Origin of the sequence: Methanosarcina sp. 2.H.A.1B.4, from assembly GCF_000979385.1 — an archaeon.
Lineage (GTDB): Archaea > Halobacteriota > Methanosarcinia > Methanosarcinales > Methanosarcinaceae > Methanosarcina.
This window is the reverse complement of record NZ_JJOV01000036.1, coordinates 1-26,430: the sequence shown is the minus strand read 5'-3', so window position 1 is coordinate 26,430 and position 26,430 is coordinate 1. Positions and strand designations below refer to the sequence as shown.

The window sequence follows — 26,430 nt, the reverse complement described above, 5'->3', positions numbered from 1 at the left end:
TGCATGCATACTGTTTAAACGGCAATTTCCCTTCCATATCGATATCAAACGAATCTCCAACACTACACATATTATTACCTCATGGTTTTATAAAGGGGCTTACTATAATGATATAACCCACATATTATTACTCACACTTATACAATTAATATCTTTCTATGTCTATCTCCGGGCAATTTCTGACCGCAGTAAACGAGTCCATGCAAATCAGTCCTTGCTATGCTCTCCAGAAATTTTTCAGGTAATATCGATCTTTTTGACTTTGAAAAATAAAAAAATTAAGAGGTATATGTGGAGGTCCACTCCGGCTTTTCCGGCGGGTTTGCCTCCAGCATTTCTCTCCATTTTTCATCGGTCAGGCGGTCGGACATGGGCTGCTTGAACTCGTAGTAGCTCATAACAGGCCCTGCAGCCAGGAAAACCCTGCCGTCAGGAACCTTGTAAGCCACAATCACCATATCCACGTATCCTGTCCCTTCCTCAAGCACAAGTTCGTCATTCGGTTCGGTGTGGACGTCTGCAACGAGAGTAGTTTTCCTGGCTTCTTCGTCAACACTCACGCTCGTTTTGATTATTTCTCCAAACTTGAAAATGTAAAATTTGTCTTCTTCTGTCAGTTCCTCATTTTCAAGTTCCTTTTCGGAAATCTCGATAAGCTTTTCCAGGACTCTCTCGAGGCTTTCAAAGTTTCTTCCAGTATCTTCATCAAGCGCATCCAGTTCTTCAAGCCCGTCTGCGGTCATCCGGGTAAGGGCCAGCAGCCTGTTATAATGTTCGGGCACAGGCTCGACATACCCCACGGATTTGTCCCCAAACACAGGAAGCGAATCCTCTATTCCATAGCTTTGCTTAGCGTAGAGAATCGTATCGTGCCTGAGTTCGGTCCAGGAAGCCAGAGAGGTGCTCAATTCTTTGTCCTGCCAGGCATCGGTTTGCATAAAGGTGGGATAGCCTTCACCATAATCATTCATGAGGGGCTGGAGAGTATAAAGCCAGGACCAGTAGAGATTCCTGTTCCAGTCGGCTACACTGAAGTTCGAGAATTCCGAGTCCAGTTCCCCGTACCGAAGACTGTAATTTTTATAGCTGGAATCGTTCAGTTCGTCAAGCCAGTAAACCGCCCTCTTCGATCCCAGGAGAGCCATCGCATCAAGCCCACGCGGGAAACCCCTGTTGTTGCCGTATTCGGAGTCTCTATAGGTAAAAGGCACCTGTTCCTGATCTCCTGTGTAATCTTTAGTATAGGGACCGGTGAGCCTGAAGAAAATATAAGAGTCCGGGATAAAACGCTGGCCCATAAACCTGAAGCCTTTCGTATCCTCAAGGAGTTCATCAGCCTGCTCGGCCGTTAGAATGGGCTCATGGGTTCCACTTCCTGTACCTCCGTAGATCTCCGGGCTCCGGTACCCGGCAAGCTCCACTTTCAGCTCTCCTATCGTTGTTGCGTTAAAATTCCTTGACCCGCTTCCGAATACTGTTTCCATTGCTTCCATATATTCATAAGGTCCGAGGTCGTCAGAAACGCCTACGTAAAAAGCAGTAATCGCGTAGATCCTATCCCATTTCTGAAGGAGATCCGGATTGTCTTCGAGTCGGGAGGTGATCAGGTTTGCCTGGATTGTCTGGATGCGTGATTCTTTTTCCGGGTCTTCGGCCTGGATCAATTTACCTTTGAGGAGCATGCTCATCCTGCCGTGCCACATAAAGGCCCTGAAGTAGTTTTGCAGCTTCTCAGAGCGGGTATAGTGGCCTCTCGGCACGTACTGAGAATAGTCCTCCCTATAACTGAAAATTGGAGAGATTTCAAAGCCTTCTTGCTTTTCGATAAGAGCCAGTTCGGCTTTGACTTCATCTTTTACAAACACAGGAACCTCAAACTGATACTTTTCCTTTGCTGCTGGGTCAAAGTATGTTCCAGCTTCCGGGTCGTAAGGGTCCTTAATCTCTTTTATCTGCTCTTCTTCTGGCTGGAGCAAGCTCAATGCAACTGCGAAGTAGGCTGCATTTCTTCTTGCGGCTTCCTTTTCTTCTCCTGAAACTCTATTATAATCCTCTACAGATGCATTAAGCAGGGCTTTATCGAGTTCCCACAAAAGGTCATATAATTCATTTTGCTCGACCTGGCTTATGCTGTCGTCAAACTGGACGTGATAGAGGTGGAGAAGGGTATCTGAAGTTATGAAAATTAGCTGTCCTTCCCTTCCAAGCCTGTCATACATAACAGTGATATCTTCTTCTTTCGGATTGTAAGGGTTAGAAATTACCACAAATCCGTTTTCTTTCAGCTTCTCCAGGGCTGCTTCATCTGTCAAAAACTTCTGAGAAAACTCTCCGTAATTCGTAACATCCGATTCCTGCAGGGGCAGTTCGTATTGGGAAGCTTTTAATTCTATATCAAGAGCTTCAAGCCTGTAGTTTCCTGCAAGAGATGAATTTCCTGCCTCAAGACCGGAAAGATTTACTGCTTCGGTTTTCAGATTACCCGTCAAAGCGATTTTATTATTGCCTGCTTCTTCTCCCTGTTCTGTCCCGTTCTCCCCGCTTAACCCGGAACTTTGCTCCAGGCATCCTCCAGTAAAAAGGGAGACTGAAAAAATAAAAAACATCAAAAGGGCTACAACTATCTGAGTTTGGTTCTTCATTATTTCATCTCGGTCGCTTTGGATCAGTATCGGATTCGAGCTTTGCTCGCTCAGAAAGGTGGGGTTTTACCTTCAAAGTCAGGGTTCAGATTATTCCTGTTTTGCAACCGAAGGTTCGTATAGGGGGCCAAACTTTTTAAAAAACTAACTTTTCCATATGTTATTCTCATTACAATATTTCAATCTATTCAAAATCCGGTTAAGTCATATCCAGCTAAAAAATTTGAGAAATAAAAAACAGGCCATTCCCTGTCACCGGGTTGACTTTTTTGATAAAATGAAAAATTAAAAAATGTATCTGACCCGTACAACCCTATTCTCTATATCGAACCGTTCTTGTTCTGCTCGACGCAGGAGAGCGGTCTTTCCCGCGAAAAAAAGAAAAGGACGTAGATAAGCAGAAGAGTAAATACAATTGAGTGCACCTGTAAGAAATAAGTAGAAGTAAACGTGGAAACCTGTAATTATTTTGTTTCTTTTTGCTTCTTTCTGCTTTCTGGATAGGGCCGCCAGACAAGCTGGCGGAGGCGCTGATATTTACCTTTAAATTGAAAAGCCGGTCCCGGGTAAATGAAAGTATTCTCTCGGTTATGGGGCTATTTCCTTCAATGTTTGCCTCTCTTTATTGAGATGTCGATTTTTGGGTTATTTTTTATCTGGCTGACAGGCCGGCCCAGGCCCAACGCAGCGTGGGGAAGACGAATTGAAAGCTTCTAGCTCCGGGTATAGAATAGATCAAACAGTTAATGAGGGACCACCAAAAGCTGAAAAAAATAAAAAAATTAAAAAATAGTTGAGAGCAAAATTAAGAGGTATATGTGGAGGTCCACTCCGGCCTTTCCGGCGGGTTTGCCTCCAGCATTTCTCTCCATTTTTCATCGGTCAGGCGGTCGGACATGGGCTGCTTGAACTCGTAGTAGCTCATAACGGGTCCGGCTCCTACAAGGATTCTGCCGTCCTGAAGCTTATATGCCACTACGACCATATCCACGTATCCGACTCCTTCTTCCAGTACAGCTCCCGTGTTGCCGTCGGTATGGACATCAGCCACAACTGTGGTTTTTCTGGCTTTATCGTCGACGTCAGCTATGACCCCTTCAAGCTGGTCTCCGAAATTCTTGATGAACTCGTAGTCTTCTGCTGTCAGTTCCTCATTTTCGAGTTCCTTTTCCGAAATTGCCTGAAGCCTGGAAAGTATGTTTTCAAGGTCTGTAAGCCTTGTTCTGGATGTCGGGTCAAGCACGCCTATTTCGTCCAGGCCCTGGTTTGTCATCTTCGTTAAGGCGAGCAGCCTCGCGTAGAAATCAGGGACTGGCTCCACATAGCCTACAACCGGTTTTTCTTCAGGAGGCATGGGCATAGATGTTTCAACTATAGTGTAACTCTGCTTGGCATAGAGGATAGTGTCGTGCCTGAGTTCGGTCCAGGAAGCCAGCGAGGTGCTCAGTTCCTTATCCTGCCAGGCATCGGTCTGCATGAAGGTAGGGTATCCTTCCCCATAGTCCTTCAGGAGGGGCTGGAGGGAATAGAGCCAGGACCAGTAGAGGTTCCTGTTCCACTCGGCTGCGCTGAAATTCGAGAATTCCGAATCCAGTTCCCCATACCGGACACTGTAATTTTCGTAGCTGGAATCATTCAGTTCGTCGAGCCAGTAAACCGCCCTTTCCGAACCCAGAAGAGCCATTGCGTCAAGCCCGCGCGGGAAACCCCTTATAGGTCTTCCTGCCCCTGAGATTACGAAAGTGAAGGGCTCTTCCCTCTCTCCCTGATATTCTCCTGTATAGGCTCCGACCAGGTTTGAGAACATATAAGAGTCCGGGATGAAGCGCTGCCCCATGAAACGGAAGCCTGTGGTATTTTCGAGGCATTCGTCAGCCTGCTCCGGGGTGAAGGGCGGCTCCAGGACACAGTTCCCTGTGCCTCCGTAGATCTTCGGGCCCTGGTATTCGGCAAGTACGGTCTTTAACTCCTCTACCGTTGTTTCGTTAAACTCCCTTTCTCCATTGCCAAAGACAGAATCCATTGCTTCCATATATTCGTAAGGCCCCAGGTCATCGGAAAAACCCACATAAAAAGCCGTAACCCCGTAGATCCTGTCCCAGTTTTTGAGAAGCTCAGGCTCGTTTTCGAGCTGAGAAGAAATCAGGCTTGCCTGGATGGTCTGGATGCGGGCATCTTTTGCAGGATCTTCGGATTTAATCAGTTCATCCTTCAGGAGCATGCTTATCCTGCCGTGCCACATAAAGGCTCTGAAATAGTTTTGCAGCTTCTCGGAGCGGGTATAGTGGCCTCTTGGCACGTACTGAGAATAGTCCTCCTTATAAAGGAAAATAGGAGAGGTAACAAAGCCTTCGTGTGCTTCTATCAAAGCGAGTTCGGCTTCAACCTCTTCTTTTACAAACGAAGGGACCTCAAACTGATATTGTTCTGCCGAACCTGCCGGGAAAAGAGCCTCATCAACAAAGCCGTAAGGGTCTTCTGCTGCCTGTATCTGCTCAGGCTTCGGCTGGAGCAGGCTCAAAGCAACCGCAAAGTAGGCTGTGTTTCTTCTTGCGGCTTCCTTTTCTTCGCCTGAAGCACTGTTAGAAGCACTGTTATATTCTTCTACCGAGGCGTTTAGCAGGGCAAGGTCAGTCTCCCAGAGAGTATCGTAAAACTCCTTTTCCTCTATCTGGCGCAGGGTCTCATCAAACTGGATGTGGTAGAGGTGCAGAAGGGAGTCCGTAGTAATAAAAACAGGTATTTCCTCTTCTTTGAGGGTAATGTACATTGAAGTTATGTCCTCTTCTGCGGGGTTGTAAGGGTTTTCTATTACCACAAAACCATTACTTTCCAGCATTTTAAGAGCGGATTCGTTCAGAGGGATTCTGCCTGAAAAGTTTCCATAGTTGGAGATTTTATTTCTTTCCAGGGGCAACTCATAAGAAGGCGCTTTTAACTCGACATCGAGGGCTTCCAGATTATAATTTATCGGCAGGGAGGCACCCTGGCCCAGAAGCCCCGAATAAGTTACAGCCTCTGTTTTGAGTACATCTGCAGCGTAGCCGGGCGTGTCCTGCTCTGTCTTCTGATCGGAGCAGCCAGCAAAAAAAACAAAAAGCAAAAGCATCAGGTAGATTGATGCTGATCTGATTCCAGGATCCATAATCTATACCTCAGGCAAAATCAGTAAAAAATAAGTTAAACGTAAAATTATTAGGTTTTCTATGTAAATAAAGAAAAAAACCTCTCTTTCCCTGTTATTCGTTAGGGCTCAGAGGGTCTATTCTAAAAAGCAGAATCATGAATAGTGCAGCCACAGCTCCTGAGCTCAAGAGAAGCGGATCTCTTGTAATATTAAGAAGCGTGCCTGCAATAAGTAGCAAAACCCCTATTAACAGCAGAATTTGGAATTTTCTGTTCAAACTTTTTTATCCCCTTTACATCCCATTTTGAGTTTTAAAATTTATAAATTATTTACATAAGTCATTAAAATATACCCTGATTCCCTATAACTAATTGTTTCTCTTTAGTTATTTATTTTTCCGCAAAGCATTTAATTCTTTATTAAACTTCAAACCATTTTGAAGTTATGTTTTGAAGAAAACAGGCTTATGAATCTGAATAAGAGAACAAACCTGGTTTATTGAAGTCTCTATGGAAAACCAGCTCCAAAAAAATAAGGGTGAATATTTTTGGGTTCAGTGAGAAAAAAGTTGAGCCATTGTTAGAGAATAAAGTTGACTATTTTCCTGCCAAAAATAGAATAATAACTGAGTGGAAGTTATCAAAATTTTATGTAAGTTTGCGGAGGTTCAAAGCATACAAGCTGGATTAAAGCCTCCAGTTTGGTCAGGTTAAAAGTTTGTTTGCCAAGTTGCACTTTCCTACTTGCGCCTCACCCGAATTGCGCCTCGCTCGAATTGCGACTCGCCCGAATTGCGACTCGCCCGAATTGCGACTCGGGAATACGCGGTCCGTTTCACTCGCTTCGCTCGCTCAAGCAGACTAATTTATAGTTTATTGCAGTGAGATTCTCTCAAGAGGACTGAATTACAAATATCTCTGATCCATACAACCGTATTCGCTCTACCGAACCGTCTTGTCACGCTTGACGCAGAATAGTGGTCTTTCCTGCAAAAAGGTAGAGAAGAGGAAAGCCAGAAGTAAAAGCAACAGGAAAAAAGCAAAAACTAGAAGAGATAGAAAATTAGACTGGAAAAGTAATTTGTGGTCAAGGGAAGGTATTACTCAGGTAAGGGGGATTTCTCTAAAAATCCCCTCTAAAATTCAGGTTCTCCTGGTAATATTATAAATTCTTGAATCTCAGGGCAGGAATTGAATTTTTACGCTGCTGTCAATTACGGTCACACTGGACTGAAGCTCTTTTTCTTTACTTTTAAGTTCTTCCTTTAAAACAGTCAATTTCTTTTCGGAAATTTCAACTTCTTCTTCAAGCATGCGGGTTCTTGCCAGCAGTTCTGCCTCCTTGTGTTCAAGGCCGGCAAGTTTTCCGGTATCTGAGCTTGCGAGTTCGGCTTTTTTTGCTTCAAACGCTTTTTGAGCTGCAATATATTCTTTTTTCTTCTCTTCAAAGCCCGAACTTGCAGATCTGACCTGTGCCAGGGTTTTCTCTTTTTTCTGAGTTTGTATGTCAAGGGCAGGATCCTCAAAAACCTTCTGAAGCTCCAGGAAAAAAGAAGGGTCAAGGTTTACAGGAGCTTCAAGGCAGATATCAAGCTGCTGCTTTACCTCTGGCTTTAAAGTATACCTGCTGCTTTCATGGAGTTTTTTTATCTTTGAGAGGTTGCCTGAAAAAGGAATGACAAGGGAGTTCAGGCCTGTTTCGGCTTTTTTGAGCCTGTCTCTGGCAATATCTAATTCTCCCTGAAGGCTCTGCAGATTTTGCCAGGCTTCTCCCTGTTTGAAATCTTCGAGAGCCTGACCGGTTCTGGCAATTTCATCTTTTAAAGTCTGGATTTTCCGTTTTTTAGATTCGATTTCCAGGTTTTCAGCCTCCATTGAGGCAGATAATTCCTGAATATCTTTCATGCCTGTAGAAGCTGCTTCAATAGCTTCCATTTCCCTTTTATGCCCCCGAATCGTTTCCCTTAGCTCATTAAGAACCTGACCCAACCTGCCAAGGCTTTCAGTAACGTCTTTTGACTCCTGAGGAAAGACAGCCCTGGTGTATCGGAAACTCTGGTTCATATGTTCAAGGCAGGTGTCCAGATTCTGCACAGCTGCTTCATGAAACCCTTTAAGAGCCCTGAAATCCGTATTCTCCATAACTCCTAATTTATCTATGAAGACTCCGACCTGTTTTGTTACATTTTCCCGGTTGCTCTTTGCTCGTTTTACAGCCCTTATGTCAAAATCTCCCTCAACTTTTGCTTCCAGAAGCCTGGAATTGCTTTCTTTAAGCTCAGAAATCGCAACTTCAAGCTTTCTGAAAAGGCCCGAGACATCCTTTTCTATTTCAGAAGATATTTTTTGAGAACTCTCTTCCAGCAATGCGGGCAGTTCATCAAAACTAACTTCACTGGAAATAATTTTCTCGTGAGAGCTTTCTTGTTTTCCGAAGAGCTTTTTGATCCACTTCAATTTAGGCCTTCCTGAATTTGATGAGTTTAATAAATATATGGAGCAAATAAATCTATAGGTTAATAATTTTTTAAGGTTTAGAACTCGTTAGGGTTTAATACTTAAAATAATTAATAATTTAATAGGATAAATAATTTGGTAAAGTTAATTATTTGACGCAGTTATTTGGGGTATATTTCTTAAATCCCTATATGTGTTAAAAAGCGAGGGAAATAAAAAATGGGTGATGGAATAAGCAATGGAATTGATGGAATAAGCAATGGAATAATAGAACAGATGATTCCGTATACTGATATAACAGTATCCAGGCTGATTTTCGCAATAATAGTGCTGATTGGAGGATTTATTTCAGTAAAATTTCTTGTTTATATTTTCAGGAAAGGAATACAGAAAACAAAACTACCTGACCTTACGACTCAGTTTCTTGCACATTTTCTGAGCATCCTCCTGTATGTGATAGTTATCCTGGCCTTTTTGAAGAGCCTGAGTTTTGATGTGGATAGTTTTGTAGTAGGGCTTTCTGCGATAATAGGTCTGGTTCTGGGCCTGGGGATGCAGGACACCCTTACGAACTTATCAGCCGGAGTATGGGTTGCGGCAATCAGGCCTATTGACATGGGAGAGATGGTAATAGTAAACGGACAGACGGGGAAAGTAAAAGCAGTCGGGATTATGTCGACAGAACTCCTGACCCCTGACAACCAGCTTATAACAATCCCGAATAAGCTTGTCTGGGGAAGTTCCATTGTCAATATGACACGCATGCCTACAAGACGGGCCTCCGTGGATGTGGGCATAAGCTATTCTTCAGACATTGAAATAGCTATCATGATAGCTCTCGACCTTATGAAAGGGCACCCTCTTGTACTCCCGGACCCTGAACCGGCAGTGGTCACTACCGAACTTGCTAATTCTTCCGTAAATTTGCAGCTAAGGGCCTGGACAAAAACAGGGGACTTTGCGGCTGTAAAGAATAATCTGACTGCAGGGATCTTTGAGGCTTACAGAAGAGAAGGAATTGAAATCCCCTTCCCTCAGATGGATGTACATGTAAAAGAAATAAAAAAGGAAATAAAGGAAATTCAAGCAAAAAGCATTGGAATAAAAGCATTTGAGTAAATATAACCGGATAAAATGCAGAAAAAATGCAGTTACAGGAGTTTACCGTAAGGCAGGGCTGCTTCAGCAAAAATCCAGACAGCTCTGCCTTATTTCTTAAAATTGCCTGTCAATTGTCTGTCTTTGTTTCTCAGCAGGTTATATGGAACACTGCAGAGACTCTGCCTTCGATTTCATTCCAGCGTTCAACTGCCCAGGGAGTCGGGAAAAGCTCTATTCCGCATTTTTTTCCCGTGAAAAAGTCTTCCGCTTCCTCCGAAAGTTTCACAAACCCTGTCTGCCCGGTCCCTATGATGATTTTTTCTGTCCCTTCCTCATAAATATGCTCTGCTTCTTCAAGAGATATTTTATGAGAAGTCCCGTACTTTTCTTTTGAAAGCATTTTCTCCCGGTTTTCAACCCTGCCGTCGAGGCGGATGAGAATATCGTAATCAAAAGTCTCTCCTTCTACAGTAATCGAACCAAAACTTGTGGAATCAATCTTTGGTTTCATGGCTACCTCCTGAAATTAAAACTGAAAACGAGATTTTATATTTTACAATTGTTTAGCACGCTTCATATAAATAACAGGAAGTTTGCTCCGGATACATAAACTCACATCAGTTTAGTTGAAAGGAATACAGGAATACTTATTTATATTTATTAGAAAATATTAAACAGTGACACTATAATAAAAATACAAATATGACCAGAGGTGAAAAAACGATGGGATGCCATTCGTTAGAAGATTTTATCAAAAGCACAGGAGAAAGAGCCCCTGGGCAGGGAGTTTTTGAACTGGAACGAGAACACCTGCTAGAGGTAAACCTCAACGGCATGGTATGGGCAAAAATGGGCTCCATGGTCGCATACACAGGGGATATAAGGTTTATGCGGGAAGGGGGCCTTGAACACGGGCTTGGAAAGCTCGTGAAAATATCCCTTGCAGGAGAAGGTATCAGCCTCATAAAAGCAGAAGGAAGGGGAAAACTCTACCTTGCGGACAAAGGGAAGAAGGTCTCGGTTCTGAAACTTGAAAACGAGTCTATCTTCGTAAACTGTAACGACATCCTGGCTATTGAAAACTCTATCAACTGGGATATCAAGATGATGAGAAAGCTCTCAGGAGTAATGGACAATGAGGTTTACAACGTAAAACTTGAAGGAACCGGTATAATTGCCATCACCACCCACCATGACCCTCTGACCTTCAGGGTAACTAAAGAACGTCCGGTCTTCACTTCCCCCAGCGTCACAGTTGCCTGGTCAGGAAACCTTGAGCCGGAGATAAAAACCGACATCTCCCTGAAAACTCTCATTGGAAAAAGCAGTGGAGAATCCGTCCAGATGGTTTTCAGAGGAGAAGGATTTGTAGTGGTCCAGCCTTATGAAGAGGTATATTTCCAGACGCAGACCGAAAAAAGAGTTTCAAACGTAATTTACACCTAACCCAAATCGGGTTTTTTACTCCGGAAAATAAGAAAGGGCAAGGAAAGGAAAGGAAAGGAAAAAATTGTGCCTTTTCTTCTTTTCCGTATTAATTTTCAGAAGCCATGGCTTGAACTTCATCGCCGCAGGTTGTCGAAAGCCTGTCCTTTTCTTTTTTTGCACATTCCATTGCGTCTTCCACAGCCTCCCTGATGATATATCCGGCTTTGTGCAGGATAGTATCCCCGATCTGGGGGTCTTTGTCCATGCTTCCGGTACAGGGGTAGGAGTGATGGGCTCCTGAGACGGTTTCTTTGTATCCGGAAACATCGGTCCAGCCGAGTTTTTTTGCGACAAACCAGGTTGAGCCGCAGGGGGCATCCCGGATTACGCCTGCTCCTATGAACATCTTCCCGTCAGGGCTCATCTCGATCCTGAGCACCGGCCTTCCGAAGCCAAGGTCCACAAAAGCATCTATGATTGGCTTTCCGGTCTTTTCAAGGGCACAGAAGGGTTTTGGAGCCTCGAATTCAACACCTGTGGCTTCGAGTTCTTTTCTGAGCTGCTCAAGGACGCCGGCAGGAGTCTTCTTTGAGTCTTCAGCAGGTGCAATTACGGCTTTTGTCCCCGTTTTCTGCACGACTTCCGGAAGGGCTGCAAGGAGGTCGGGGTGGATCCCTATAGCAAGGATCAAATCACATTCCGGAAGCTTTGGAGGCAGGAACTGGGCGGGCTCTTCAATAAATGGAGGCAGGTCGTCCGGAAACTCATGGATTCCCACAATCAGGTTTGCATAAGATTTCCTTGCCTGGCGGCAGTGGTTGCAGAGCTCACCGCACGACACGCAGAAACTTGACGGATTTATAAGGTTCTGGATAACTTTTTTTCCGAGTTCGCCTGAATAAAGTACAAGGATTCTCATAGGTTTGCTCCCCCTTTTTCAAGGATTCCAAAGGCACTATGCAAATTCACTTTCTTTGTAAAGATTCCCCCGCCTGTTTTGTTTCTCAGAATGAAAAAATACAGAGAAAAAAATCTGCTTTTGCGGGAGTTGCTGATATGCTTTTAAAATGCAGCTCTGGAAGAAAGTACTTCAGACAGCATACACTTCTAACAGCAGATGACTTTTACCTGTTATCATCTTACTATACATTATAATTATTTGTTTCAATCTATAAATAAGGGGAGTTTCAAAATAGAAATCAGTATCCACAACTAAACTCCTGTATGAGCGCTCTATGCCGGATAAAAAAAGCTGAAAACCGGAGAAAGGAAGAAAAGATAGAAAGATGGAAAAGATGAGGAAAAAAAGAAAAGATGAGGAAAAAAGGAAAAGATGAGGAAAAAAGGAAAAGATAGAAAAAAAGGAAAAGATAGAAAAAAAGGAAAATCGGAGGAAAAAAGGAAAAGATAGAAAAAAGAAAAGGTGAAAAAAAAGAAGAAAAAAGAAGAAAAATCCGCGGATCGGTTTTTCTTTCATTCTCCAAGTTTTAAAGCCCCGTGCGGGCACATCTTGATGCACATGCCGCACTGGATACACTTCTTTTCGTCCACGCAGAGGCCCCAGGTCTCATCAAAAGCATAAACCTTCATCGGGCAGACTGAGATGCAGGCTCCGCATTCAACACATTCTTCCTCATCCCTGTGAATGGGCCGGTCCAGAATCGCAACTATTGCCCCTCTTGATTCGAGAGCATTTTTAATCTTGTCGAACCTGGAATCTTTCACATCTGCAATCAGTTCTCCGTAAGTCGAGTCGATATTAGCGACCATGATATTAAGCAGGATTCCTGTTTCGATAATGGACTCGGAGATAATGGGATTATGGATCCTTTCCGTAGGGATGCTGATCTTTATTTTCACGCTCAGTACCTCCTTGCAAGAAGTTTGCTTATATTGTCACTGGTGATTATTCCGAGGACTTGTCTCTGTGCATCGATTACAGGCATTGCAGAAACGCCGTAACGGTCCAGCCTGCGAGCTGCAAGATCTACAGGTTCGTTCGGGGCACAGGTAAGGACTTTTTTCGTCATGACGCTTTCTACGGAATCAAATCTGTTTTCGGCGACGGCTTTTGAGATATCCCAGGCGGTCAGGATTCCTACCAGTTCACCTGTATCCGAAATCACAGCAAGGTGGTTGAAGGAGTTCTCCCAGATTTTCTTTGCAGCGTCCTGAACCGTCTGGTTCTTTTTGATTGTTACAATAAAATCGGACATGACGTCTTTTACGAGAGGTACTGCCTGAGTCTGTTTCATGGATTTTGCCGAGCCTTCACAGCAAATCCGTTCCACAGGCATGCTAACAAAGAAGTTCCCGTGCTTTACCCATTCCTTAAGTTCATTTGCAATCTTTCTTGCGTTCTTGAAGCTTGAGAGGGAGGAGGTCGGAACATCCTTTCCATCAATCTGCACCGAGCCTGACCTTAGTTCGGCATAGTTTACCTGCTTTATCACAGGCTTATCCTTGCTGCCCACAGCATAGTCGAGGACACTGGTCATAATGTCCACGTCACGCACTGCAGTTGAGGCTGCGAGTTTTTCATTAAGAATAGGGATCGGAATTCCAATTCCCATATAAAGGGTTGTCCCGTAGCCTGTAAAAGAAGCAGCCCTTAAATAATCAGGATTCATTTCCTTCAGGTTCCCTTTAAGCATGAGGGTCCCAAACCCGCTGGAGGGGGAGTGCTGGGTCCCGTTTCCGATAATGTAGCCCTGGGCTCCGCCCATAAAAATCCTTGTGCCCATCCCGATAGTTTCATAGCTGGGGTCATTTGAGAGAGGAGAAAGCACTCCAGCTCCGGAATAGGTTACATTCCCGAAGTTGGGCAGAAGCTCTCCCATATAGGTGTTCAGAATCCTTTTTGAACTGTTTGTTGCAGCAGCATATTTCTGGTAGGCATTCCTGGGGTTGAGAAGGACTGCCTCGTTCAGGTCATTAAGGGTGATTGTCGTATCAAGTACTTTCCTGGGGTAACAGTCTGTCCCATAGGAAGTTGCATGCACATCGATTTCTTTTCCCCTCAGCAGGTCTTCAATAACATGTGCTCCACCATACTGTATCCCGCGTGTGTCCGAGATCTGGGCAGCTCCAAGGTAAGCGTCAACAGCAGCCAGTCCGCTGTATGCCTCCACATTATTGAACCAGACTTTCTGAATCTTAATTGGGGGTTCCGAATGACCTAGATTAAGCATCAAACCTGAAGAGCACATGGCTCCGAAAGTGCCTGTAGTGACCACATCCACTTCTCTTGCGGCACCTTCCACGCCAAGGTTTTCAACAATCCCGACCATTTCCTCGGCTGTGACTACATTGACGCTTCCATCTTCAATTTTTTTATTGATCTCATGAACCGATTTTTCAACCATGCGGGTTTCCTCTTAGTACAAATTTATCTGGATGGTAATTTTTGCCAGAATTATATATTACTTGTGATAATCCCGGGGTAACAGCCACTTCCGGAAGAGGTGAAAAGTTCTGGCTTTGCATCATTTATTTTAAGACTATCGCTGTCAGATCTTCATTCCAATGATCAATAGTCATAATTGTGAGCTATATATATTACTTACGGTAATTGAAAATCTCTTTCCACAAAGGCTATTTCTTAAATTAGCAATAATCGTTCACATCATATACAGGTTGAATAAAATTGAATTTTTATAAGTCAGGAAGTGGGGTTATTTTCAGTAAGTTTCTTATGCTTGCAGGATATTACCCGAGATCAGGTGATTTATTGACACGTGTACTTGCTACCGGAACTTTTGACATTTTGCATCCGGGACATGTTTATTTCCTGACCCAGGCGCGAGCTCTTGGAGATGAGCTCTTCGTCATTATTGCCAGGGATTCCAATGTGACTCATAAGCCGAAACCAATAGTTCCTGAAGAGCAGCGGTTTGAGATGGTAAATGCACTTGGAACGGTGGACAAAGCCCTTCTTGGTAGTGAAACAGACATGTTCGAACCCCTGAAAGAGATAAAGCCGGACATCGTTGCCCTGGGTTACGATCAGTATTTTGATATTGAGCTTCTGGAAAAAGAACTTACTAAAAGAGGGCTCCCTGCAAAAGTAGTAAGGGTTCCATTTTCAAAGGAGTGCCCCCTCTGCAGTACCGGCGCAATCATAAAAGAGGTCCTTAAACGGTATGGGTAAATTTACCCCTACCGTTTTTATTAAGAAAATATTTTTTGATCTCTTTTTAAAAAGGTTGCTTCGGAATAGTGTTTTATGCAAATATCTTTTCAAGCCTGTCAAGAGCTTCCCGGATTCTATCAATGGATGTTGCGTAGGAAATCCTGATAAAGTCCTCTCCGGAAGACCCGAAAGCAATTCCCGGGGTCACTGCCACATGAGCTTCCTTCAGGAGCCTTTCAGCAACCCTGGTCCCGTTTCCAAACTCACTCACATTGGCAAAAGCATAGAAGGCCCCGTCTGGCTTTTTGCACTCAAGCCCTATTTTATTCAGCCCGTCGATGAGGATATCCCTGCGCATCTTAAAGCGGTCAACCATTGCCTTGACACCGTCCTGAGGGCCCTGAAGGGCTTCAAGCCCACCGTACTGGACAAAGGTAGTGGCGCTGCTTACAGAGTGGGACTGGATCTTCTGTAGAAGTTTATAGATCTCAGGGGGAGCTGTAAGGTATCCAAGCCTCCAGCCAGTCATTGCATATGCCTTGGAAAAACCGTTTACAGTGATGGTTCTCTCCTGCATCCCATCAAAACTGCCAATACTGATATGTTCCCGGTCATAGATGATTTTCTCATAGATCTCATCTGAGACTACCAGAAGGTCGTGGTCAATTGCAAGATCGGCAATGCACTTGAGGGTCTTTTTCCCGAATACTCCACCTGTCGGGTTGCCCGGGCTGTTTACAACAATGAGCTTTGTTTTATCATTTATGTAATCGGCGAAATTGTCCGGCAGGAAACCTTTCTCAGGAACCGTAGGAACCCAGACAGTTTCTGCTCCTGCAAAACGGATGCAGGCGTCATAAGTTACCCAGGCAGGATCAAAGAGAAGGGCCTGATCCCCGTCGTCGAGGGCCCCCATCATCACTTCGAAAATCCCCTGCTTTGCGCCCGGGGTGACCAGCACATCTTTTTCGGTCACATCCAGATTATTTTCAGTCCTCAGTTTTTCGGCAATAGCTGCCCTTAGCTCCGGAATGCCTGCAGAAGGAGCGTAGTGGGTTTTTCCCTCATACATAGCCTTTGCTGCAGCATCGCAGATGTTTTTAGGGGTGTCGAAATCAGGTTCGCCAAGGCTAAAATTGATAACGTCTGTACCCTCTTTAATCATTCTGGTTGCAATGTTGGAGATCCTGATCGTTGCGGATTCTTCTACACGCTTGAGCCTTGCGGATGTCATAGGAATAGTCCTGCTTTGTTACTTTTTTGCTAGCTTATTGAAGCATCAAGGAACTTCACAGCCGCCGCACCAGCTTTACTGCAGCTTCTACTGCCCTTTTAGCATAGTCGACACGTTCATGAGCAGCCATCCTGGTCATACCCGGACCCGGGATTCCGAGAGTTACTGGCTTGTTGAACTCAAGGGAAAGATCCATGATCTTCCTTGCGGCATGCTGCATAACCACCTGGTCGTGGTCGGTCTCACCTTCGATTACCGACCCTATGGTAACCACTGCATCAATGTCTTCCCTCTGGCAGAGCTTCTTGATTGCAAGGGGCATGTCAAAGACTCCTGGCACGAGAATTGTCTCTTTAACTGTTGCCCCCAGAAATTCCGCATGCTCTCTTCCAAGCAGCTCCATCTGATAGGTCAGATCCCTGTTAAATTCAGCTACAACAAATCCTAGGCTGATAGTCATCTAGTAAGGTCTCCAGTCTTGTTTTTAACTTAAAGTCGCTTCACATTCTCAAAGGACCTGCGTCCTCAAAACCCTGCCTCTGACCGGTACCGGCCTCCCTGACCAGTTTTTCCGGCTTGAAGAGCAGCTTTATCACGTTTAAGGCGTGTTCCCGGGTCCGCTTGTCCATGAGAAAAGCGAGTTCTTTCTCGTCTTTTCCTTCATCCTCATGGACAAAGACCTCGATAATATGGGTATTGGTCATGAGCTGGGCCATGATAAGGCCCTGAGAGGCTTCATGAGCGCACATTTTGTCTTTTTGCTCCCTGCCAGGCATTCCAAGGGCCATTACGATATCGCAGCCTTCTTCTTCGATAAGCTTTTTGGCTGCTACCGGAAGGTCCTTTATCCCGGGCACGGTTACCCTTTTAATCTTTACGGATACGTTATTCTGTATCTCGTCGATTGCTGCACGCCCCATATTATAGCGCGCAAACGTGGTATCTGCAATTCCTATTGTGGGCATGTGAATCCGATCGGAATTTAATGATTAATATTCTTCTGGTTTTCCTGAAACGTTTATAAACTTTGGTTATGAAAGATTTTTTAAATCCTCTCATAACCTGTCAATAACGCGTGTTGCAGCTTCTGTGCCTGCTCCCACGCTGTCAATGTAACCCCGCTTCTTCAGCACGATTTCCATCTGCTGGATAGTGGAAAGAACATCCCTTGCAGTTACATTCCCCATGCTTCCAATTCTGAAAATCTTGCTCTTCAAGCGTTCCTGCCCGCCGGCTATAATAATGCCCCGCTTCTTCATGTCATTTTTAATGTCTTCCCCATCAATCCCTGCAGGAGATTTCATTGCAGTGATGGTGTTGGAGTACTGGCTGTACTCGTTAAGCTGAGGGAACATCTCTATGTTCATTGCGCCGGCTGCTGCCCTTACGGCTTCGGAAAGAGTCGCGTGCCTTCTAATCCTTGCCTCCATGCCTTCTTCTTTAACGATGTGAAGGGCTTCCTGAAGAGCATAAAATAGAGGAATAGCAGGAGTGTAAGGTGTTTCCGGCTTGGGTTTATCCCCACTCTTTTTATATGCCTTAAGGTCATTATAGTAAGGCCTCTTCTTCATGCCATTTATAACCTCAAAGGCTTTTTCGCTTACGGAAACAGCTGCCATTCCAGGTGGAGCTGAAAGGCATTTCTGAGAACCAACTATTGCAATGTCAACGCCCCATTCATCGACTTTGACTACATCTCCCCCAAGGGAGGTTACGCCGTCCATAATAAAAAGAGCATCGTGTTTTTTTGCAAGTTTGCCGATTTCTGCAGCAGGATTCATGATACCTGCAGAGGTCTCGTTGTGGACAAGGGTGATGGCTTTTGCTCCTTCCTCGAGCTTTTCCTTAACCTGTTCAAGGTCAACAGGAAGACCCCATTCAAACTCCAGGGGCACCACTTCGGCATAGAGGGCTGCAAGGTCTTTGAAACGCTCTCCGAATTTTCCGTTTTCTATAGCAATAACTTTATCCCCTCTTCCGGCCACAGACCCGACTGCAGCTTCCATTCCCGCAGTCCCGGAACCACTGAGCAAAAAGATGTCGTTTTTTGTCTGAAAAACGTCAGCAAGAATTTCCCTGCAATCAGTATATATTGCGGCAAATTCAGCACTCCGGTGGTTGATCATCGGTTTTGACATTGCTCTAAGGACTCTGGGTGCGACAGGTACGGGACCAGGCATCATGAGAAGGGTATCTTCCAGATCCATTTATATAAGACTCCACACTTTTTCAAAGATTTAATCGGTTTTTGTTTTCTATATATAAAGGAAATTTATGTAAACTCTATAATTTTCAATCATGTAGTCCTGAAATAATTCAGGGTTATATCTTTATGATACGGTGTGCCAGGATGGCTCTGCAGTATCTCATGCCCTGATACATTTTCGACCGCATTTGCCATGTTTATTCGGCAATTTCAGACAGGTTGAGCACTGAATTAGATTAAGGATTCAGGTTTAAATGAATCCTAGTATATAATTCATGTGCTTTCCATGTTCGGTCTCAGATTTCTTCAAGGAAAAAGGATTCCGGTTATTGGTCCTGGAGGAGCTTCATCACGTCATGTTTTGTTACAACGCCGACGACTGTTCCTTTTTCTACCACAAGTACGGCAGGGTTTCCTTCCAGTATATGCGAAACTACTGAGATCGATATTCCAGGAGATACTGTAGGGAACGCCTCCCCCATTATCCCTGAAACTTTCAACTGAGAGATGGATTTTTTCTTGCTCTCGCCCATCAGTTTTATGATCATATCTTCCGAAACACTTCCAACCGGAATACCCCTGTCAAGCACGGGAATCTGTGAAAAACCATGAATATGCATAAGGTTTACCACCTCTTCTACCGAGTCTTCAGGAGAAACATGAATTGCAGGGGAATGCATCAGGTCCTTTATGATGATCTGCTGCTCCTTTTCAGCCTCCTCAAAAGCATTAAGGATTTTCCTGACCGTTGAAAGCCTGGGGTCTACATCTCCCGATTCGATACGGGCTATAAGAGGCTGACTGACACCTGCCCTTTTAGCCAGGTCGCTCTGGGTAAGCCCGAGTTCATTTCGTCTTTTTTTAAGATCTTCGGGTGTTGGAAGCTGCATATATATTACCGATAGTAATTATGATATTTAATGTCATTGGTTAACATTATTTAAAGAGTAGGTATATAAATTGCTTTCGGGAACACGAAATACTGATCCGAAAAAACCTGCAAAATAGGTTTTCAAAAAAGAACAAAATCTAAAAATGGTCAATTTTAAACAATGATCAATGCGAAGACAGTACAAAAAAATGAAATGAAAAACAAAGAAGAGAGAACTATAAATAAAAACAATATAAAAAAGATTAAAAATAAAAAAGCAAAACCGAATAAAAGTTAAAAAGAATCAAAGTTAAAAATGAATCAAAGTTAAAAAAGAATCAAAGTTAAAAAAGAATCAAAGTTAAAAAAGAATCAAAGTTAAAAAAGAACAAATAGATTATAGATGTATAAAACCTTAGCAGGAAACCCGTTAAATCTTTAGATTTAGCGGATAGTTGACTTTTAGATATAAGATGGATTTTCTATTTCTTTGGACTTCTTGGTCCTCAGTTCGCCTTTAATAGCTTCATAATATTTCATGGTATCCGGAGTAACTGAAGGCCCTGTATCTGCAATCGCTTTAAGGAAATGTTTCTGTTTGACGTTTTTTGCATGGATTTCTTCGCGCAGGGCATACCTTCCTGCCTTTTTGCATATGGCTGCGAGATCTGCACCTGTGTACTGGTCAGTCAGGTCAACGAGTTCTTCAATATCCACATCCTCTGCAAGAGCCATCTTCTTTGTATGGACCTTGAGGATTTCCCTCCGGGCCCCTTTATCCGGAATAGGCACAAGGATAAGCTCATCAAAGCGCCCTGGACGGATCAGGGCCGGGTCTATGATGTCAGGACGGTTGGTTGCGCCAATCACCACCACACCCCGGAGCTCTTCGAGCCCGTCCATTTCAGAGAGGAGCTGATTAAGGATCCGGGCTGTAACCTGAGGCTCTCCTGCGGAGATCCCGCGTATGGGAGCAAGAGAGTCAAGTTCGTCCAGAAAGACAATGGAAGGAGCAACCTGTCTTGCCCGCATGAAGACCTCGGCAATCCTCTTTTCGGACTCCCCGTACCACTTGGAGAGAAGGTCGCTTCCTTTGGCTGTAATGAAGTTGGCGTCGGATTCATGGGCAATGGCTTTTGCAAGAAGAGTCTTTCCAGTGCCCGGAGGACCGTAGAGGAGCACGCCTTTTGGAGCTTCCACTCCTATGTCCCGGTAAGACTCAGGGTTTTTAAGTGGCCATTCCACAGCTTCTTTTAAGAGGCATTTTACATCTTCCAGGCCGCCCACATCGTTCCAGCTGACATTGGGGATCTCAATAAGGATTTCCCGGATGGCTGAGGGCTGGACTTCTTTCATGGCTTCTTCGAAGTCTGCTCTTGTGACCTGCAGGGTGTCCAGGAGTTCCTTTGGGATCTGGGGTTCTTTCAGGTTGAGCTTTGGGAGGATACGCCGAAGAGCACTCATGGCAGCTTCCCGGCAGAGTGCCGCAATGTCAGCCCCCACAAACCCATAGGTAATCTGGGCGAGATCCCTGAGGTTTACGTCCTCGGTAAGAGGCATCCCCCTGGTATGGATCTGGAAAATCTCAAGCCTGCCTTCGGTGTCAGGGACCCGGAGTTCTATTTCCCTGTCAAACCGGCCTGGACGGCGCAGTGCAAGGTCCAGGGCTTCGGGGCGGTTTGTTGCACCTATCACGATCACGTTCTTGCGGCTTTTTAAGCCATCCATCAGGGAAAGAAGCTGAGCGACCACCCTTCTTTCTACTTCCCCTGTGACCTCTGCTCTTTTTGGGGCAATGGAATCTATCTCGTCCAGAAAGATGATTGCAGGGGCATTCTTTTCGGCATCATCGAAGAGATCACGGATCGCTTTTTCAGATTCCCCGTAGTATTTGGACATTATTTCCGGGCCGTTGATGGAAATGAAATAGGCATCAGACTCATTTGCAACTGCCTTTGCAAGCATGGTCTTGCCCGTCCCGGGAGGGCCATGGAGCAGCACCCCTTTTGGGGCGTCAATCCCAAGCCGGTCAAAAAGTTCAGGGTGTTTCAGAGGGAGCTCTATCATTTCCCTGACCTTTGTAATGGCATCCTTGAGCCCGCCCAGGTCTTCGTACATAACAGTGGGAATGGTCTGTTCCGGAGGAATTTCCACGGCTTCTGGCAGGAGTTCGATTTCGGTCATGTCCGTGATCTTTACGATCCCCGAAGGGGAAGTGGAAATAACCTGCAGCTTGATTTCCCCAAGCCCGAACGAGGGGCCGAAACCCTGTCCGAAAAAGTCCTGGAAAAAGTCATCGAACATGAGCCCCTTGCTATAAGTGTCCCTCTCCCTGGACCTCCTTAAGCTGGTGGTGGAGATAAAGTCCCCCTTTGAAACCGTACGGTTCATGAAGACCGCACTGAGGGTCTCACTGGGAGCATAGATCTGCATGCCTCTCGTAACGGGAGACAGGGTCACATGCTTTGCTTCTTTCCATTCAGCTTTCCGGATTTCCACATATTCCCCTATACTTGTCTTTGCATTGGTACGGATAAGCCCGTCCATACGGACAATATCAAGCCCGGCATCACTGGGATAAGGACGGCCTATAAGGGCAGAAGTTGATTTTCCACCTTTGATTTCCACAACATCAAAGGGTTTCAGGCCCAGTTTCTCCCTGAATAGTTCGTCAATTCGGACGATTCCTTTTCCGACATCCCGTTGATCGGCTTCCGCAACCTTAAGTTTTACAATCGATTTATCCCCCTCAGTCAAATAACACCCTCCATCTCCATAGTAAAATATTCCCCTCTGTAAAAGTATACGGCTTTTTGAAAAAATAAGATCAATGTGTGACTTTTCAGGCTGGTTTGGCTTCAGTCGCTTACCCTCTTTGCCTCCTCATCAAGCTTTTTTAAGTTTGTAGGGATAGGGTTTTCTTTGAGAAGCCTGGCGAAGTACACAAGATTATGTGCCATGTATCTTACTGTCCGATTCGTGTAAAGGTGCTTTTCCCCTCCGGCTTCGATGTAACTGGGCCCCGGACCTGCATCACCAACCCAGTAGCAGTCAACATTGGGTGGCACAGTACATCCGAGGTGGGTCAGGTTGAAGAGTGTGGTTGCAGCAACATTGTGCGCTCCATCTTCGTTGCCGGTGACTATAACCCCTGCCACTTTCCCATAAAGGGGATACTGCCCTGTAACGGGATTCCCATCCATATACGTCCCGTCCAGCCTTTCGAGGACCATCTGGGCCACCGAAGAGCGTACGCCGAACCAGATGGGAGATGCTATTATCAGGATATCACAGGCTTTTATTTTTTCAAGTATAAAGGGCCATTCGTCTCCGTTTCCTTCATCTGAGGAAATCCCGAAAGCTATATTGTAGTCAACAACCCTCATGACCTCACTCTCAACACCAAGTTCTTTAAAAATAATCACAGCCCTGTCAACAAGAGCACGGGTGTTCGATACCTGAGGTGATTTTTTCAGTGTGCAGTTCAAAAAAAGCGCCCTCATCGCCATAGTATCATCGCCATAGTATATATGTTTCCAAATGCCGTTATATATACGGAAACGTATAAATGTTCAGAAGGATTATTACTTCACCAAGCCTTATTATGGATTTACTGCCGGGATACCGGTTTCCTTCTGGAGTTACGATTCATCTTTGATTTTCTCGGATGGGTTTCACTACTTAGTCTTTGATAAAAAATAGATGGGAAAATAGCTCATAGATTAAGGAAAATAGAAAACTGAAAAGCGGAATAGTAGAAATAAAAAGAAAAAAGATGAAAACAAAATAAAAACATATATCGGACTTACGCAGTTGAACTGAAAACAAAAGCGGAAAACACTTAACGGTATAAATCACAATAATGTTGATAAGACCATATGCACTTGATTTCATTTCTCAAGTGCGTAAGTCTAATATAAATGAAAAAGGAAAAATATTAGAGTTTAAGTTCTTTAGCCATTTCCTGGAAAACTTTTCCTTTATCAGTTGTGATGAAAACACCGTTTTCGTGTTTTATAAGCTCTTTTTCTTTCAACATTTCCAGATATTTCTGAGCAATGTTAAAGTTAAGATTTACCTCATAAACGATATGTGTTTTCTTTGCCCCATTCATTGCTACTCTTAGAATATCTACTGCAATATCTGTCCTGCTCCTTCTCTTCAATACTGACTCCTCCCCCACTGTAGATTCAGAATAATCTTTGTAAGAATCAACGCTTTCAAAATATATTAAAGCGTATCTTTTTGTAGGTAACAAAGATTCTAAGTCTTTATCGTTTCCCTTTCTATATAACAATATCAGTATTATATAAAGTATTATGTTATAAATCGAAAAATTAACATACGGTTAATACACAATTATACAAACATGAACGTTACTATATAAAAAAACTACCCAGTTTTAAAATCTGAGTAAACTTAAAAAAGATTAGTGGGCCCGCTGAGATTCGAACTCAGGATCCCCGCCGTGTAAAGGCTGTATTTGACAAATTCAACCTTATTAAACCTCTAATTGGAAATCAAATAAACCAATTAAATTGCGACCTAATAAGTACTCATTCCTTGATAACGTACCCTCTACAAGAAAGTAAATGTAAAAGCTCTATACTCAATGATATCTGGTTCAAGCATAAAAATTCTTTTGAAGATTGGTTACACTATAAAAATATATCGCAAACTACTAAAAGAGACTATTTTAATGCCTTAATAAGATTCTTTGAAAATCAAATTATAAGCAAACCAATACAATTTAGAGATATTCTACTAAAAGACAAAGAAGAAAGAGGGTTACGCAATTTATTCAATTACTTTGAAGACAAAGAGATTGATGAAATATGCGGCTATAGCCTTGAGAAATGGAGACGCTTTGTAAAGATCAAAAAATCAGGTGTTGTTGAGGTCTACGTAAATGAGGATGAAATCAAGAAAGGGTATGAAGAATGTCCCGAAGAAATGAAACCTGTATATAGTCTATTGGTTTATTCGGGAAACCGCTTAACTCATATCCATCGAATGCTTGAAAACTTCGACGAACGCAATATAGTTATTGAGGGTGAAGTTGCCCACTATCCAACTTCTTATTTATCAAGCGGTACAAAGAAGACATTTCATCTATTTTTCCCTACTTCATATATTCCTGAACTAAGGAAACTATGCAGTCTCAAGTCATATTGTAGCGTCATGAAAGACATCAGAAGCGGACGTGTGACTGCAAAAACCATTCGAAAATGGCACTTAAACGTCATGATTAAGGAAGGAATTACAGAAAGTGTGGCTGACTTTATTCAAGGAAGAGCATCTGCAACCGTTGGAAGTGCACATTACCTCAATAAGGTGCAACAGGCGACAAATCAGTACCGTAAGCTTATCGGGAAACTCCCTATATAATTTCAGTAAAGAAATAGTATAAGTAATGTTTTAGTAGTTAGGACTTAAGCAGTTGAACTGAATGATTAACTGCTTAAGTACTAAGTAGTTTAAGCTGTGCTCGTCTCTTGATTTTATCTGCAAACTTACACCTTATCTAATCCTTTACAAGAAGCTTTTTAATAAAGGCAATGTGATTTGTCCAGCCATGCACTGAAAGCCTTGCAGACAGGCTGATAATAAGCTCATTTCATTTTATTTCTTTATAGTGTATTAGTATCTGTGTATGTAGTGGTTGATGTATAGTGCTGTCCTCTGTATTGATTTCTATAGACAGGGATAATAGAGTGCAGAAGAAAATTTTTTATTATCCTGATCTTTCTGTAACTTCAAAACGCAGAATGTAGAACCCAGGTTAGGGTCGAAGTCGAAGTCAGGCTGATATCAGGGTGCAAGGTAATGAGCCAAACCCAAACCGAATCCGGTATTTCTGAAATTTTCTTTGCTCTGAAATCTGGCTGAAATTTTTAAACAAAAAAAAGGCAGTTTTAACATTATATAAAAAATTACAATGTTAGACCCACCTTGGATTAGATGTGGCAGTATTGACATAGAAGTTTTATTATCAGTAGAAACATATAGTAAAACGGCAGGCTTAGATGAAGTGGGAAAAATAATTGAAAAGAATTACTATGAATAGACAAGGCTTAACTTGAACATATGAACTGAAAGTGAAAAAACAGAGTAAAAGAAAAGTTGATTATAATTCAAAAACAGTGGGCTCTGAGGAACGATCTTGCAGACCCTGCAGGATAAAACATCCGGACTTTTTATGCTGATCTGATCAGAGATCTTAGATACAAATTCTGGCTTAATCTCAGGCTCACCATAAGGATTTCACACACATCCTTGTATGTTCCCATTCAAGAAAATATATTATCTACATGCGATTTAAAATAGCATAAAGATAAAAATAAAAGTATTTTTGTGTACCTATTCCCGCCACTCCCATAGAGAGGAATCCTTCCTTGTGGAAGATTCAATCTAATCTCTTCCAGAGCCATATCTTAGCAACACAGCACCGCACAGCCTAGCACAAAGGCATGTATAAGCCCATATAGGGCACTGATAGAAGAGTACAAGAATACCCACTACATGCACATAGACAGTATAGATAGCCTTATACTAGAGCCACTATCGAGCCAAAAAGAGCACAAAAGAAAAAGAGTAGGGGATAGTTAAAAGACCCTTCTACTATCCATATCAAAGGGTAAAGCCCGAGATAGAAGGCTATATACAGAGGATACAGGCAGAGCCAGTATAACTAAGCCACGTTAATTTAAACAGCAGGAAGACAGCCTTATACATCAATGTAAAGATAAAGGCGATCCTGAACAGCCGAAACACATTAACCATTTTACCACCGCCGAAACTGAGAATTTAAAAAGAAGGCCTGTTTTTTACTGACCTTCTATATTTCCCGGTTTGGACTTTTCGCAGTATGAGCACTCAGGATTAACACACACAGTCCACAGAAAAGGCGAAAAGGGGAAGCCTGTATATCTTTATCTTCTCAGTAAGCCCCGGTTTAATGGGATCTGCCAGCAGAGAAGGAACCAGATAACAACATATCCAGATATGAGAGAACATAAAAAAGAGAATAAGACAGGAAAAAAAAGAAAAAGAGTGAGGTAAAACTTTAAACCCACTCCGTTTTTGACTTTTATGCAGAAATCACAGTCCGGATTCATGCAGTGATAAGTTATTCAACCACACCGTCTTCAGCAGACATTCCTAATATTTCACCATATCTGGTCATTTTAGCGGTGTAAGTTATTGGATCTCCTTCTTTTAACTGTATTAATT

22 protein-coding genes are annotated in these 26,430 nt (G+C 43.4%); 6 read left to right on the top strand and 16 right to left on the bottom strand.

Annotated features, from left to right (window positions below; all coding sequences use genetic code 11):
* Window positions 1–278 precede the first annotated feature (278 nt).
* The 3 genes from EO92_RS06005 to EO92_RS17550 form a co-directional block, all read right to left on the bottom strand.
* Entirely contained in the window at window positions 279–2,642 is a 2,364-nt protein-coding gene (locus EO92_RS06005; RefSeq protein ID WP_048170034.1) for a DUF3160 domain-containing protein, read from the bottom strand.
* Between the two features lie 805 nt (window positions 2,643–3,447).
* The gene (locus EO92_RS06000; RefSeq protein ID WP_048170032.1) at window positions 3,448–5,787 is read right to left on the bottom strand and encodes a DUF3160 domain-containing protein; all 2,340 of its coding nucleotides are present in this window, start codon (window positions 5,785–5,787) and stop codon (window positions 3,448–3,450) included.
* Window positions 5,788–5,881: 94 nt separating this feature from the next.
* Window positions 5,882–6,046 (bottom strand): hypothetical protein, encoded by a 165-nt coding sequence (locus EO92_RS17550; RefSeq protein ID WP_156165734.1) that lies wholly within the window; start codon window positions 6,044–6,046, stop codon window positions 5,882–5,884.
* Between the two features lie 686 nt (window positions 6,047–6,732).
* Here EO92_RS17550 and EO92_RS17545 point away from each other — a divergent pair.
* A complete protein-coding gene (locus tag EO92_RS17545) occupies window positions 6,733–6,936 on the top strand; it encodes a hypothetical protein (RefSeq protein ID WP_156165733.1) in 204 nt (67 codons plus the stop codon).
* A gap of 11 nt (window positions 6,937–6,947) precedes the next feature.
* Here the strand turns inward: EO92_RS17545 and EO92_RS05995 are convergent, their stop codons facing one another.
* Entirely contained in the window at window positions 6,948–8,225 is a 1,278-nt protein-coding gene (locus tag EO92_RS05995) for a hypothetical protein (RefSeq protein ID WP_048170030.1), read from the bottom strand.
* 219 nt (window positions 8,226–8,444) lie between these two features.
* On the opposite strand from EO92_RS05995, the gene EO92_RS05990 reads away from it, so the two are divergent.
* Entirely contained in the window at window positions 8,445–9,344 is a 900-nt protein-coding gene (locus EO92_RS05990; RefSeq protein WP_048170029.1) for a mechanosensitive ion channel family protein, read from the top strand.
* Between the two features lie 130 nt (window positions 9,345–9,474).
* Here EO92_RS05990 and EO92_RS05985 read toward each other — a convergent pair whose 3' ends face one another.
* Window positions 9,475–9,837 carry an Mth938-like domain-containing protein gene (locus EO92_RS05985; protein WP_048135022.1) on the bottom strand — a complete coding sequence of 121 codons (363 nt, stop codon included), beginning with the start codon at window positions 9,835–9,837 and terminating at the stop codon, window positions 9,475–9,477.
* A 212-nt stretch (window positions 9,838–10,049) separates the two neighbouring features.
* Here EO92_RS05985 and EO92_RS05980 point away from each other — a divergent pair, with 212 nt between their 5' ends.
* Window positions 10,050–10,772: an AIM24 family protein gene (locus EO92_RS05980; protein ID WP_048170027.1), complete on the top strand. Its 723-nt coding sequence runs from the start codon at window positions 10,050–10,052 to the stop codon at window positions 10,770–10,772.
* Between the two features lie 88 nt (window positions 10,773–10,860).
* Here the strand turns inward: EO92_RS05980 and EO92_RS05975 are convergent, their stop codons facing one another.
* The 3 genes from EO92_RS05975 to EO92_RS05960 form a co-directional block, all read right to left on the bottom strand.
* On the bottom strand, window positions 10,861–11,673 hold the full coding sequence (locus EO92_RS05975) for a DUF166 domain-containing protein (protein ID WP_048170025.1): 813 nt from the start codon (window positions 11,671–11,673) through the stop codon (window positions 10,861–10,863).
* Window positions 11,674–12,227: 554 nt separating this feature from the next.
* Window positions 12,228–12,614, bottom strand: coding sequence for a 4Fe-4S binding protein (locus EO92_RS05965; RefSeq protein ID WP_048135013.1), 387 nt, complete (start codon window positions 12,612–12,614; stop codon window positions 12,228–12,230).
* Between the two features lie 2 nt (window positions 12,615–12,616).
* Window positions 12,617–14,119 (bottom strand): L-aspartate semialdehyde sulfurtransferase, encoded by a 1,503-nt coding sequence (locus EO92_RS05960; protein WP_048170023.1) that lies wholly within the window; start codon window positions 14,117–14,119, stop codon window positions 12,617–12,619.
* Window positions 14,120–14,448: 329 nt separating this feature from the next.
* Here EO92_RS05960 and EO92_RS05955 point away from each other — a divergent pair, with 329 nt between their 5' ends.
* Window positions 14,449–14,904 (top strand): adenylyltransferase/cytidyltransferase family protein, encoded by a 456-nt coding sequence (locus tag EO92_RS05955; protein WP_048135010.1) that lies wholly within the window; start codon window positions 14,449–14,451, stop codon window positions 14,902–14,904.
* A gap of 73 nt (window positions 14,905–14,977) precedes the next feature.
* Here the strand turns inward: EO92_RS05955 and EO92_RS05950 are convergent, their stop codons facing one another.
* The 8 genes from EO92_RS05950 to EO92_RS05915 all read right to left on the bottom strand — a co-directional run bounded on the left by EO92_RS05950 (window position 14,978) and on the right by EO92_RS05915 (window position 23,455).
* Window positions 14,978–16,120, bottom strand: coding sequence for a pyridoxal phosphate-dependent aminotransferase (locus tag EO92_RS05950; RefSeq protein WP_048135008.1), 1,143 nt, complete (start codon window positions 16,118–16,120; stop codon window positions 14,978–14,980).
* A 55-nt stretch (window positions 16,121–16,175) separates the two neighbouring features.
* Complete coding sequence (ribH, locus tag EO92_RS05945) at window positions 16,176–16,580, bottom strand: 6,7-dimethyl-8-ribityllumazine synthase (RefSeq protein ID WP_011032198.1); 405 nt, start codon at window positions 16,578–16,580, stop codon at window positions 16,176–16,178.
* Between the two features lie 40 nt (window positions 16,581–16,620).
* Window positions 16,621–17,085, bottom strand: a complete 465-nt coding sequence (ribC, locus tag EO92_RS05940) for a riboflavin synthase (RefSeq protein WP_048135006.1) — start codon at window positions 17,083–17,085, stop codon at window positions 16,621–16,623.
* Between the two features lie 90 nt (window positions 17,086–17,175).
* Entirely contained in the window at window positions 17,176–18,327 is a 1,152-nt protein-coding gene (locus EO92_RS05935; protein WP_048170021.1) for an alanine--glyoxylate aminotransferase family protein, read from the bottom strand.
* A 325-nt stretch (window positions 18,328–18,652) separates the two neighbouring features.
* Entirely contained in the window at window positions 18,653–19,216 is a 564-nt protein-coding gene (locus tag EO92_RS05930; protein ID WP_048135003.1) for a CBS domain-containing protein, read from the bottom strand.
* A gap of 443 nt (window positions 19,217–19,659) precedes the next feature.
* Window positions 19,660–21,954 carry a CDC48 family AAA ATPase gene (locus tag EO92_RS05925; RefSeq protein WP_048170019.1) on the bottom strand — a complete coding sequence of 765 codons (2,295 nt, stop codon included), beginning with the start codon at window positions 21,952–21,954 and terminating at the stop codon, window positions 19,660–19,662.
* 101 nt (window positions 21,955–22,055) lie between these two features.
* Window positions 22,056–22,706, bottom strand: a complete 651-nt coding sequence (locus EO92_RS05920; RefSeq protein WP_048170017.1) for a flavodoxin family protein — start codon at window positions 22,704–22,706, stop codon at window positions 22,056–22,058.
* 428 nt (window positions 22,707–23,134) lie between these two features.
* A complete protein-coding gene (locus EO92_RS05915; protein ID WP_235282998.1) occupies window positions 23,135–23,455 on the bottom strand; it encodes a winged helix-turn-helix domain-containing protein in 321 nt (106 codons plus the stop codon).
* A 305-nt stretch (window positions 23,456–23,760) separates the two neighbouring features.
* Here EO92_RS05915 and EO92_RS17010 point away from each other — a divergent pair, with 305 nt between their 5' ends.
* Both EO92_RS17010 and EO92_RS05900 read left to right on the top strand, forming a co-directional pair.
* Window positions 23,761–24,585 (top strand): integrase, encoded by an 825-nt coding sequence (locus EO92_RS17010; RefSeq protein ID WP_162197449.1) that lies wholly within the window; start codon window positions 23,761–23,763, stop codon window positions 24,583–24,585.
* 1,464 nt (window positions 24,586–26,049) lie between these two features.
* On the top strand, window positions 26,050–26,259 hold the full coding sequence (locus tag EO92_RS05900; RefSeq protein ID WP_048170013.1) for a hypothetical protein: 210 nt from the start codon (window positions 26,050–26,052) through the stop codon (window positions 26,257–26,259).
* The last annotated feature ends 171 nt before the right edge of the window (window positions 26,260–26,430 follow it).

What these genes read in the sequence shown, in the direction of transcription:
- EO92_RS05960 (WP_048170023.1), bottom strand. Translation starts at nt 14,119, where the DNA reads ATGGTTGAAAAATCGGTTCATGAGATCAATAAAAAAATTGAAGATGGA.
- ribC (WP_048135006.1), bottom strand. Translation starts at nt 17,085, where the DNA reads ATGCCCACAATAGGAATTGCAGATACCACGTTTGCGCGCTATAATATG.
- EO92_RS06000 (WP_048170032.1), bottom strand. Translation starts at nt 5,787, where the DNA reads ATGGATCCTGGAATCAGATCAGCATCAATCTACCTGATGCTTTTGCTT.
- EO92_RS06005 (WP_048170034.1), bottom strand. Translation starts at nt 2,642, where the DNA reads ATGAAGAACCAAACTCAGATAGTTGTAGCCCTTTTGATGTTTTTTATT.
- EO92_RS05985 (WP_048135022.1), bottom strand. Translation starts at nt 9,837, where the DNA reads ATGAAACCAAAGATTGATTCCACAAGTTTTGGTTCGATTACTGTAGAA.
- EO92_RS05955 (WP_048135010.1), top strand. Translation starts at nt 14,449, where the DNA reads ATGCTTGCAGGATATTACCCGAGATCAGGTGATTTATTGACACGTGTA.
- EO92_RS05980 (WP_048170027.1), top strand. Translation starts at nt 10,050, where the DNA reads ATGGGATGCCATTCGTTAGAAGATTTTATCAAAAGCACAGGAGAAAGA.
- EO92_RS05990 (WP_048170029.1), top strand. Translation starts at nt 8,445, where the DNA reads ATGGGTGATGGAATAAGCAATGGAATTGATGGAATAAGCAATGGAATA.
- EO92_RS05930 (WP_048135003.1), bottom strand. Translation starts at nt 19,216, where the DNA reads ATGCAGCTTCCAACACCCGAAGATCTTAAAAAAAGACGAAATGAACTC.
- EO92_RS05935 (WP_048170021.1), bottom strand. Translation starts at nt 18,327, where the DNA reads ATGGATCTGGAAGATACCCTTCTCATGATGCCTGGTCCCGTACCTGTC.
- EO92_RS05950 (WP_048135008.1), bottom strand. Translation starts at nt 16,120, where the DNA reads ATGACATCCGCAAGGCTCAAGCGTGTAGAAGAATCCGCAACGATCAGG.
- ribH (WP_011032198.1), bottom strand. Translation starts at nt 16,580, where the DNA reads ATGACTATCAGCCTAGGATTTGTTGTAGCTGAATTTAACAGGGATCTG.
- EO92_RS05920 (WP_048170017.1), bottom strand. Translation starts at nt 22,706, where the DNA reads ATGGCGATGAGGGCGCTTTTTTTGAACTGCACACTGAAAAAATCACCT.
- EO92_RS05975 (WP_048170025.1), bottom strand. Translation starts at nt 11,673, where the DNA reads ATGAGAATCCTTGTACTTTATTCAGGCGAACTCGGAAAAAAAGTTATC.